This window comes from Corynebacterium sp. HMSC068H04 (assembly GCF_001811255.1).
GTDB classification, from domain to species: Bacteria; Actinomycetota; Actinomycetes; order Mycobacteriales; family Mycobacteriaceae; genus Corynebacterium; species Corynebacterium hesseae.
The window spans coordinates 1-10,792 of record NZ_KV803963.1 but is presented as its reverse complement, the minus strand read 5'-3'; the positions used below and the strand labels follow the sequence as shown (position 1 = coordinate 10,792).

Sequence of the window (10,792 nt, the reverse complement as noted above, 5' to 3'; positions counted from 1 at the left end):
TCGAAGGACCAAACATGCGCCTCACCACCAACACATAACCACCAACAACGCCTGAGTAAGACACCGCTACCGGATACTCACTCAGGCGCTACCAGATACTCACCACACCGCTACCATTTCAGTCTTCTGAACAGGTCGTCGATATGTCCAGTGCTGGCATTACGGTGGCGTATTTCTATACGTGCTTCTGCGCATGGAAGATTGCGCGTACCGGACAGGTTCCCGGGATGCCCAAGCCAATTGGGCCGAACAAGTTTTACGAGTACTTCGCGCTGGCTGGGTGCATCCTCTCCATTGGGTTCTTTTCTTGGCGCTGCTCTTCGTTCCGGGTTCGCCTGGCATGCTGGGAACGGCTCCGCTCATCGCGTTGGTGGTCTGGGTTGTGCTGGGGCTGGCGTCGTGGGCGATCAAGAGTCGGCAGTTGAAGGATGAGCCGCCGGAGGAGACGGCGGAGTTGATTTTGGAGCACGGGGTGACTTTGTAAAAACACGCTTGCAAATTGCGGGGCCTGATCGGCATACGCGGCAGCGAGGATTCGGGCCGAATCCCCAGCGTGTCTACTTTCCGGGGGTCAGGCCCGGCTGCACGATGCGGACCTTGGGGTGTTCAGATGAGTGCGTAGGAACTGTCGTCTCCACACCAGGGAGCCTAGATGTTGTGGTGACGCTCTTAACCCGTCGTGGTCTTTTTCGCTCACTACGTACTCCGAAACCGGAAGAGCCGGTTAACGGGAGTCAGACGAAAAAGATTTAAGCATCATTTCGTAATGAGCCCCGTTACCAGAATCGATGAATATACGTTTAAATGCTTTTAACCAAACTTCGCATGGCTCCGAAGTGATAGCAAAATCATCAGATTCGATAACCTCGTGCGAGCCGTGGTGGGTCCAAGCAATTAGAGCATTGTGTACGGATTGCTCTCCACTAGATAGGACGTCGCCTAAAGAGTAGAGGTCTGGGGCGCCGCCCAAGGTTATGAAGTAGCTTTCTAGAATTCGGCGGAGAGTGTTCGGAAGCCACCCGGGAGTGTCAGTATTCTTTCCGTCTCCAAGATCTGCTACAGCCTTCCAAAGTTCTTGGTAAGAGGTCCGAACTGGGTTGGTAGTTCCGAAACGCTGAATCTCATTCGGAGACGGGGCGAGCTTCTTAATCCTAAAGAAACTGACGCTTTGCTTTCGAGCTTGATTGAGGCCATATGCTACTTCGTTGTGGAACCGAGGATTGTGAGTGAGAATAATGGCTTGCTTCACTCTTGGATGAGTTTTGTCTCTGATTTCCTGTAATAATGCTCGAATAAGACTGGACACCACAAACATGATCGAATAGTCCAAGCTCGAAATTGGGTCATCAATGATTGCGATCAGATCCTCGGTTTCATCTTTTCCGCGGACTGAGGAGAGCGACTGATAATAGTAGAGGAAAGTGATAAAAGTCCGCTCCCCTTCGCTCAATGTCAGGGGATCAATTGCGGTGCCATCATTGCGGACTACAGTATAACCGTCTTTCTTGTGCTTCGATTTGGCTAGGCGGAAGCTGTGGAATTGGCACTTCTGTAACATGCTGTTGATGTTTGTGATGGTGGACTCGCTGGAGACCGTTTTCGCTTCGAGGGTCCTCAGTTTTGTTTCTGCGTCTTTCACAAACTTCTCAGCCTGGGTAACTTGCTTTTCTAATCCGGAGACCGCTTTTTCCAGTTGGTCAGTAGATTTTTTATAGTCACTCAGAGTGTCAAAAGCCGAACCGTTTGCAAATGCGTTCCACACTTGGTCGAGCCAAATTTTGCGCTCTCGTGCTTTTCTTTTCAGAACCTCATTCCGCTGGCTCATCTCTTTGTAGAATTCTTCCAGCAACTCTGAAAAACGCGACACTGTTTCTTCAAGCCCTGTTATGACTATCTTTCGACTTGGCTCTTGCATCTTTTGCGCCACTTTGGCTCGAACTTCTGCCAAGTGACGCTCGAACTCAGCTCGTTGTTGAAGATAAATCCCGCCAGTGTCCACCTGTCTAAATTGGTGGTCATTGGCATCTAGGAAATTTATGATGGAGTTGCTGAACTGTTCAAGCTCCGTTCTGCAAGATTCAATTCTATCTTTCCCCTTCTCGTACTCATGATCGAAAAGTAGGGCTAGCTCTTTGTCAAACCCGATAGGTAGCTCTTGTTGGCAGAAAGGGCAGCGGTCTTCCTCATGCTTTCGCATTTCCGTGCGGTGCTCCTGGCCCTCTGCGACCCAGTCGAAGAGTTTAAAGTCTGATATAAGCTCTGATAATGGCAACTCTTTAGCTGGAATTAGTGGCTTTGCTAGAAGGACTGGCAGATTCTCAAAAAGCGGGAGGTAAAAGTTTGGGTGGTGGGGAATGTTGAACTCTTCTGCAGCCTCGTCAAAGAGGAGCGCGGCCTGGTTCTCTAATGAGTTCCAATCTGGAGTGATGGAGGTGCCATTAAATTTCTTTAATGAGTTATCTATAAGGCTTTTGACTCGTTTACTTCCTGTCCATTCTTCGGTGATAGTTTTTGGGATAGATTTCCTGATATCTTTGAGTGTATTCCCCAGTTGGTTCTTTCGCTCGATTAACTCGGATTTCTTTTGAGTCAGGGCATCCCGCTTTTTATTAAGGCTGTCATTTTGTCGGTTTCTTTCATCTCTAGCTTCGATAAGTTGTTCTTCGAGTCTGATGCTGTCGGTGCCGAGTAGAAAGACTCCTTCGAGTTCTGAATCTGCAAACGCTTTGCGTTGAAAGTCTGAGTTGAACACTCTTAGAGAAATAGGGGCAGAGTGGTCCCATTTTAATGCACTTTTAGGTGAGGTAAGTAAGCGCGTGATCGATGTCTTTCCGGAACCGTTGGGGGCAAAAACGAAACTATTGGGCGTGAGGCCGTCCAGTTTTTGATCATCTGCAAAGCAGTGTAATTCGCTTAGGTCAATTTCTCGAAGCAACGGTTTTAGCCTCTCCTTGTCTGAAATACTTCACCCTACATCTGAGGAGGAAGGATTTATCCGGAATGTGTCTCGGATTCGAGTATGCTACGCACGTAATTTAACTACAAGGCGATCCATGCCGTCGTCAAGCACGTGCACGTGTACATAAGTAATGAGTGATGCCCACGCTCGGGCGCCTCACTGAAACCGAGTCTCCTCTAGCTTTCTGCGCACTTCGTGGCTGACGGCAGCGGGCACGTCCGTCTATTACCGCCTACGAATTTGAGAAGCAGGTCCTTCTCGTTGGGGCAGATGAAACCCAGCAACACGCTGGTGTCTGCAACGATGAACTATCTAGACATGGCGAACCTACTCGTTGGCGAAGAAGCCATCCAGGTCTGCCTCTATATCGCGCTGAGCTGTGAGATTCTGGCTGACAGAACGTGGAGCGGTGTGCATTGAGTCCGCTACTTCCTCGGGGCTAACCTGCTCGGCGAACGCTACGGTTGACAGGGTGATGAGTCCTTGGGAGTAGGCCTTGTAGGCATCGGCAACGAGCCTTTCGGAAGCCCGCGGCAGAGCAGCAATCTTGCGTGCGTGGTCATACGAGGCTTTCCATCCGAAGCGGGAGGCAAGCCCCTTGGCGGTGTGATCCCTTAGCTCTTCCTTTGTTTCTTTCGAAATAAGTCCAGCTTGGTGCAGCTGGATAGCTGCTACATGCGGAGAGACTTGGAATCGTTGGACAACTGCAGACAATAACTCTTCCGCATCTGCGTACGGAGGCAGCTCTTGCAACGCTTCTTCAGGGCAGAGTACGCAGCGCGCAAAGGTGTTTGCGCGTGTTTCGGAAGGCAGAGTCTTGTCACATTGCAAGGAAGCGCCATCCTCCGTGATGTCCCCGGCCACGATGTGCCCGATTTCGTGGGCGACGGTGAAACGCTGGCGGAAAGGATTGTTGCTCGTGTTAATCCCTACGGTTAAGGCACCTGAAGCAGGATCGCGAAGAGTCAGTGCATCGAGGCCATCCGTTAAGTCGAGGACGATGAAGTCAGCATCGACGAGCTTCATGAGATCGTTAATATCACCGACTGGCTCTACGCCGAGATTGTGTTTCGCGCGAAAATCAGCAGCCAGTTCAACACCGTGTTTCGAGGGGCTCGTTGAATTAGGCATGTGCGCTATCCAGGTTCACTCGTAGCTGGAGAAAAGGCAGAAGAGTTTGTGTTGCTTCCTCGGCTTTGGCCTGGTGGCCGCGGGCCGCAACGCGCACGCGCTGGGAGAGCGGGGTGGCGTCTACAAGCTCAGCGGGGTCGATACCTAGCGCCCACGCGAGGGCCATGATGTGGTGGAGAGTTGGCGTGGAAGTGCCTTTCTCTAGGCGAGCCAGGGTGGGCTGGGACAGAATCTCATCGGTCATGGCGGCGAGCTCTCTTTGGCTGAGTCCGCGAAGTTGACGCTGCGTGCGGACGCGCTCGCCGAAGTCAGTGGGGATGTTCATTTTGTGCTCCTTGTTGACTTCGATTAAACACGTGAATCAGGTTTTAGTCAAAGTGATTCAGAGGCGTCTGATGATCAGGGGAAGCTTCCCTGATCGCTGTGTTTGCATGAGAAAGCGGAATCCGCTCCTGCTCGATGCGCAGCCGACAATGGGCAATACTTTGGGCGCTCCAGCAGGCGTTGACTAGCGCTGTGCTTAATGGGCATAATTCTTGGCAGGAGCAGTCCTACTACGTGTACAGCTGCTCGACCCTCACCGGGGCTACTGGCAGGTGAGGGTCATTTTTCTAACCTACTTGGCCAGCTGGTGCCGCAAAGTTGGCCCGAGCCTCTTTTGAAGAGCATTACTCGCATACGCAAGTAGAGTTCGCTCCGGCTTGGTGCACAGCCTGCCTTTGATGTAAGGCAAGTGGGGGCACGCCACTCTTCGGTGGTGAGGTAGGCGAGGGCGGCGGTGCCGGGGCCAGGGATGGCGATGATGATTGGGGGTGTCGGCAAACGCAGGAAGTGCCAGGAAGGTTTGCTTGTTCTCCACAATGAGCACTCAGGGCGGCCGTCCCAGAAGAGGTTGATGTCTTGGGTGTCGTTGCGCTCATGATCGTGGCGGTGGTGGTCATCGTCGCGTCGAACTTGAACTATTGCGCCGCCGAGCACCCATGGCTTGAACGCGCTTATTCTGTCGGTGTTCCGCCGGCGGTAGCCATCAGCGACGTAATGGGGCTGTCAGGCCTGGTGTTCTTGGTCGTTGCTGTCGGCGCAGGAATGCTTACTGGGCTGGATGGATTCTTCACTGCGGCAAGCAGTGTGTTCTTAAATGGCAAGGAGTGCGCACCGCGCAATGCAATTCTCTTGGTGTGTGCAGTGTGCCTGGTGGCCCCATGGTTTGGGCACGTTGTCTTGACCTTGGTTGTCGATACGTAATGTATCCGAAGATCGAAATCTATCTTGGCTTAGGAAGGAAAGCCTAGGTCGGCCTATGGAATTTTCTATTAAAACCGATTGAGCCATCTCGCCAGTGCTATATTCTGAGCTAGAGGCCTTGGACTCGTGTGCATGCAGTTTAAGCTCGGGCTACCGTCCAATAACTTACAAAGGGGTTTACTTGACGTCGTCAGTTAAAGTGGAACGAGTTGACTCGCTCCCCGAACTTGTTGATGCTGCAATTCAATTATTGCCCGAAGGGGAATTGTTTTGGTTTCGGGGTGTGACCGACAGTGCATACTCACTGGTGCCCAAAGCATATAGAAACCCGAAAGTTGTAGATGGCAAGGATTTTTTAGAGCGGGAAGAGCAGCTAATGCTCTCCAGGTTCCGTCAGCGAGCGATGCCGTACTTGCCTGCCTCACACTCCGAACTGTCAAATGCGGCGCTTCTTGTTCACATGCAGCATTACGGTGCTCCAACACGCCTACTTGATTGGACTGAAAATCTCCTGGTAGCGGCCTATTTTTCGGTTAGTGCTCAGTCGCTTAATGACGAGAAAAGCCCCGCGATATGGGCGTTGCGCCCGGCTGCCTGGAACTCGATTGTGCACTCAGATTTGGTCGACAATGAAATTCCGACATTTGATTCTACTACAATTCGCCCACATGAATCTCCTCTAATGCGGTGGCTTCCGCTCTCGCCCGAGAATAGGAGCTCAACGATGAAGAAGGATAGCGCTCTAGCAGCCTACGCTACCCATAGCAATGACAGAATTCGCGCACAGCAAGGAGTCTTTACAGTTGCCGGTACTAACACCGAAGGTCTGGAAAAGCAAGTAGATGCCCAGCCTAGTGAAATTCCTATTTTGTATAAATTTACCTTTACTGGTGGAGCTAAAAAGCTTAAGCGTGAACTGAGTCAAGTTGGATATATTCGTTCATTGATATATCCCGGTTTGGAATCTATTTGCAATCAGATCGACGATGATTTTTGGAGTCAATAGTGAGTATTGAACGACTGGAAGAGCAACTGCAAAACAAGCGTCGTGAGATTTCCACCGATAAGCTTTCGATGTCGGTCGGGGAATTGTCATCGCTCTATGAATCAGGGGATCTCATCATTCGCCCTTCTTTCCAAAGGCTGTTCCGATGGGAGCAGGAGCAACGTACCCGATTGGTTGAAAGTTTCCTGCTCAGGATTCCTATTCCGCCAATTTTCGTATCAACTGACGATGACGGCAAGTGGGAAGTAATTGATGGCCTTCAAAGGATAAGCACTTTGCTTCAGCTCCAGGGATTGCTTTCAGACCAGCCACCTCTAGTGTTGGGCGGTACTCAGTACCTTCCGGCTCTGGAAGGCGCCGCATGGGGAGATGAAGGAAAATTCCAGCTTGGAGACGGCCAAAAGCGAGATCTCCTTCGATCTCGCATAGACATAACCATCATTGAACGCGCGTCTGACGCTAGTGCAAAGTTTGATCTATTCCAGCGATTGAACAGCTTAGGTTCTGCGTTGAGCGGCCAAGAAATTAGAAATGCAATGCTGCAATCGATAAGTCCATCGGTGGCTGAATGGGTCAACGAATTATCTGAAAACCAGGCCTTCAACGCGACCGTCAAGATTGGCGAAAAAGAGGAGAAGCAGGCTTATTCTCAGGAGCTGGTCCTCCGATTTCTTGCTTTGCACTCCTTGGATGTTTCTGCCTTGTCCTCAAGCGGGTACTTGACGACTCTATTGGATAATTTTGTAATATCTTTGTGCGAATATGACGACGAGAAACTTGAAGAGCTCGAAAGGATATTTGAGTCCACGTTCGAGTATTTTGCATGCGCGCGTAATGAGGACATATTCAAGATTGAAAGAGATGGAACTATAGTTAACCGCCTTTCGATTACTGCATTTGAAATTCTCGCATTGGGGGTGGGAAATTGGTTCGCTTCGAATTCGTCCCCCAAGATCGAAGCAAAGGAATTTTATGAGCGGGTTAGGAATCAACTCGATTTTAGTAGTTCGGGTAAGAGTGCTGAGCAACGTATGAAGCAAACGATTCCGAAAGGTAGGTGTCTCGCCGAGGCGTTCCTGTAGTTAGTCGGCGGTAGATAATTTAGTCACTCCACTCTATTTGTTGGGTTGAATTCCTACTTTCAGGACTTTCAGTGAATCTTGCTCAAATTCCCCTATGGCATAGCTTCTATTGGGGAAGGCTTCTTCGACGCGGTCAACACTGTGGTGGGATTCCGGAAGGGTCTTCGCAGCAGGGGCGATGATATATTCGTCCCGGGTATTAGTTTTGGCATTGCCAGCGTGGATGCGTTAAAGTTGGCGCTTAGCTCAACTCGGTGGGTAGCACATGTCGATTTCGATTCACCTGAGCGATGTTTGTAAGTGATTACAAACTCAGTCACTGTGCTGCTCCGATTCATCTTGCTGTTCAGCGAGGATTTCCGTTGTACGCGGCCCCTAATCGAGTAGGAATTGGTCACGCACGGGGCTCTAGCTGCTGACGCGAGTGAATCCCTGCTTGGCTATGGTCGAGCTTCTCTTTCTGAAAGCCGAGGCGAGGGCAGGGACGTTGGCATCGAGAAAGTCGTGCACGGTGGCAGAGATGTTCTCCTTGTCATCGGTATCGCGAGTGACTCGGCCTACCTGCTGAATGACAACGCCGCGGAAGCTTACTGGTGCGGCCAGCACAAGAGTATCCAGCGCGGGAAGATCAATGCCTTCACCGGCCACCTGGGACATGGCTAAAAGGACGAAATGTGGTGTGGTGGCAAGCTGTTCACGGATGGCTTTCCTCTCGCTGGCTTTTTGTCCGCCGTGCAGTTGAAGGACGGGGAAGGGGGCGTCGGCAAGCAGGGCGTTGAGGGCAGCGAGGTGTTCGCGTCGTTTCACCAGGACGAGGACCGTGTGCTCGTCCTGCGCTGCTTGTGTGATGACATCGGCGATGAGACGGTTGCGGTCCTCATCCGCCGCCAGAGCGGTGTCGAGGTCGGGCCAGAACAGGTAAGGGGAGTCGTACGTGAACTCGGTGTTGTGGACTACGTAATCGCGGCGTCCGGGGCGCTCGAGCTCGACGGTATGGCGGATAGGGCCGCAAACGAGGGAAAGCAGCTTATCAAGACCGTCGGAGCGGTAAGGCGTCGCGGTCATACCGAGCATAAAACGAACATTGAGGTGAGCTAGAACGTTGGTTAATCCGGCAGCGCCGACTCGGTGGCATTCGTCAACGATGATGTGGCCATAGCTGGAGAGAAAGTCAGTCTTGGAATCACTACGGCTAATGGATTGGGCAGTGACAATGTCTATCTCTCCACTGAGCTTCTTTTTGGAACCTGAGTATTGTCCAACCTGAGCTTCCGGGAGGAACTGCTTGAGGGCTTGGCGCCATTGGGTAGCTAGCTCCCTCGATGGAACTATCACTGCGGTCGGGACCGAACGCTGGGCGATGATTGCACACGCCATGACGGTCTTTCCAGTACCAGGAGGAGAAATGAGCATTCCGGACTTGTGCTTGAGCATCTGTTTGACGGCTGAATGCTGGTAGGAACGTAGTTCGCCGGCAAATGACGCATCGATGCGTCGGGGTTTGGGTGTGCGGCCGCGACGTGTGACGGTATATCCGGCAGCCTTCAAGATGTCGACGACGTCATCGAGCGTGCCGCGGTCGAGCGTGAGGACTTGGTCCTTCTCATCAAGACGTACGATGAGCCGTGGAGTGCCGAAAGTGGAGAAACGCTGGGCCTGCTTTATATAAAACTGCGGGTTGGCAATAGCGCCTAAGTGCCGCAGGGCCGTACGAGTGGTGGCGTCGACGCCTGATAAATCGACGTGGACGTGTGAATCGTGCGTGACGTGGACTTTTCCGGAGGCTCTGAGCTTCTTTAGCTCTTCGCGAGAGGGTGCCTGAGGAAGGGATGTCTCGGGATCAGGCTGAAGCGCAGCATAGATTCTCTTGAGCTCGGAAAGCGTTGACTTCTTCGTACTTGCCAAAGCCTCGAATTGGTCTGGCAAAAGTTGAAAATTACTGTCGACGAAGACTGTTGTGCCTTCGGATCGATGGTGGCCTGCTAATGGGAGGGCAATCAGGTTGCCGAAGCCACGGCCTTTCGCCGGCAGCGTGTCTTGGGATGGAAAGAATCGGTCGAAACTGGAGAAGTAGGAATCCGGGCTAGCCTTGGCAAGAAGCCCGATGCCCACGGACCGAGCGAGGCCGGCGGGAATAGGTTCGTCGAAGAATACCCACACATGAGCTCCGTTCCCAGAGCGCGATACCTCTATGAGTGGAACGAGGCCCTGGTTCTTGCATTCTTCCGCGTAGGCGCGGGCGGCTGGCTTGAAGTCGTCATCATCAAAATCGCAGACTAACAGCCGGCAACTGTCATCTGTGCACAGTGGATAAAGCCCAACGTGGAAGCGATTGTCACGGCGCAGATGTCCTTCGATCACCTTCGGTGTCAGAGGCTTTAGGTCGGGATTTCTTCGGTCATAGTAGCCATTGCTAGCCGGGTACCAAGCCTTCTTTCCCGCAGTATTTTTGGCCACTGCGTAGACATCTGTCCTCCCCGTGAAGTAATCCATGAAGAGCGCAATCTTCTCCTCCGGTGAGCGGTGTTCAGAGTGAACGTTCGCCGGCGGCGGTGTTTCTGCAGTACTAGGGTGCGAAGGAGCATGACCGAGGGCCTGCAGTAATTGGGCCACCTGGGACTCCAATTCGCTAACGCGAGTTTCAAGTGCTTGGAGGCGTTCCTGTTCAGTCATGGTGCGTGTTCCTTGTGCGTCGGAACTAGTTTATCGGACGGTGCGCGGCTAAAAGCCTTGTCGGCTTGGTGTTGTATTGCTTAGAATAATCGCACGACGAGCCGGTCACCGGAACGTTGTCGCCTGGAGCCGCGTAGGCTCCAGAGCTTTGTGGAGGGCCTTCTAGGTGCAGAGGTGGAGTGCGTGATTTAACAGTCAAGCCTTGATTCTGACAGGTGTGCGGGGCAGGCGCAGCAAGTGGAGCGTTGAGGTGGCCTCTAGTCATTCGCACACAATTCGGTTGTCCTTGAGAAGAGTCTCACTGAAAGGTGAAAGACGCTTCAGGTGTATGTGCCCTGCAGGGAAAGGAGGGATTAACTTGATAAAGTCGACCGTTTCAAAACCTGACCACATTAATACTTCTGTAACTCAGGCCCAAGATATGGATGAGGAAGACCGTCGCCGCTACGTCGAGTACTTAGGACGGGAGATTGCCAATTGGTCCGCGGCTCTTAACCGTCGTCTAGCTTGACCGTTTATCCCGACGAAGGGGAAGTCTTAATCGTCGGGGAATTGGCTTGTGGGCCCTTCCGCAAATCCGTGATTCCAATCAGTTTTAAGCAAACGTCAACCGGCCTATGGTTGTTAAATACCGCCGTATACCATCCGTGAGACTCGACTAGCCATGTTATGTCCATAGGGTTTTTGGACATGGAG

General features: G+C 52.1%; 8 protein-coding genes and 1 pseudogene. 4 read left to right on the top strand and 5 right to left on the bottom strand.

Features of this window, described 5'->3' with window-relative positions:
* Nucleotides 1–193 precede the first annotated feature (193 nt).
* Entirely contained in the window at nt 194–484 is a 291-nt protein-coding gene (locus HMPREF2792_RS12925; RefSeq protein WP_158011569.1) for a hypothetical protein, read from the top strand.
* 240 nt (nt 485–724) lie between these two features.
* Here the strand turns inward: HMPREF2792_RS12925 and HMPREF2792_RS00915 are convergent, their stop codons facing one another.
* From HMPREF2792_RS00915 to HMPREF2792_RS00905, 3 genes are all read right to left on the bottom strand, one after another.
* On the bottom strand, nt 725–2,935 hold the full coding sequence (locus HMPREF2792_RS00915; protein ID WP_158011568.1) for an AAA family ATPase: 2,211 nt from the start codon (nt 2,933–2,935) through the stop codon (nt 725–727).
* Nucleotides 2,936–3,286: 351 nt separating this feature from the next.
* Nucleotides 3,287–4,090 carry an ImmA/IrrE family metallo-endopeptidase gene (locus HMPREF2792_RS00910; protein ID WP_070530127.1) on the bottom strand — a complete coding sequence of 268 codons (804 nt, stop codon included), beginning with the start codon at nt 4,088–4,090 and terminating at the stop codon, nt 3,287–3,289.
* Complete coding sequence (locus tag HMPREF2792_RS00905) at nt 4,083–4,415, bottom strand: helix-turn-helix domain-containing protein (protein WP_070530124.1); 333 nt, start codon at nt 4,413–4,415, stop codon at nt 4,083–4,085. The genes HMPREF2792_RS00910 and HMPREF2792_RS00905 overlap by 8 nt, the downstream gene beginning before the upstream one ends.
* A gap of 575 nt (nt 4,416–4,990) precedes the next feature.
* Here HMPREF2792_RS00905 and HMPREF2792_RS00900 point away from each other — a divergent pair.
* From HMPREF2792_RS00900 to HMPREF2792_RS00890, 3 genes are all read left to right on the top strand, one after another.
* Nucleotides 4,991–5,335, top strand: a complete 345-nt coding sequence (locus HMPREF2792_RS00900) for a hypothetical protein (RefSeq protein WP_070530123.1) — start codon at nt 4,991–4,993, stop codon at nt 5,333–5,335.
* A 181-nt stretch (nt 5,336–5,516) separates the two neighbouring features.
* Nucleotides 5,517–6,341, top strand: a complete 825-nt coding sequence (locus HMPREF2792_RS12530) for an FRG domain-containing protein (RefSeq protein ID WP_158011567.1) — start codon at nt 5,517–5,519, stop codon at nt 6,339–6,341.
* On the top strand, nt 6,341–7,423 hold the full coding sequence (locus tag HMPREF2792_RS00890; protein WP_070530120.1) for a DUF262 domain-containing protein: 1,083 nt from the start codon (nt 6,341–6,343) through the stop codon (nt 7,421–7,423). Before HMPREF2792_RS12530 ends, HMPREF2792_RS00890 begins: the two co-directional genes overlap by 1 nt.
* A gap of 114 nt (nt 7,424–7,537) precedes the next feature.
* Here the strand turns inward: HMPREF2792_RS00890 and HMPREF2792_RS13410 are convergent.
* Nucleotides 7,538–7,651, bottom strand: a pseudogene (locus tag HMPREF2792_RS13410) (IS110 family transposase); the annotation flags it as partial.
* 180 nt (nt 7,652–7,831) lie between these two features.
* A complete protein-coding gene (locus HMPREF2792_RS00885; RefSeq protein WP_070530117.1) occupies nt 7,832–10,096 on the bottom strand; it encodes a DEAD/DEAH box helicase in 2,265 nt (754 codons plus the stop codon).
* Between the last annotated feature and the right edge of the window lie 696 nt (nt 10,097–10,792).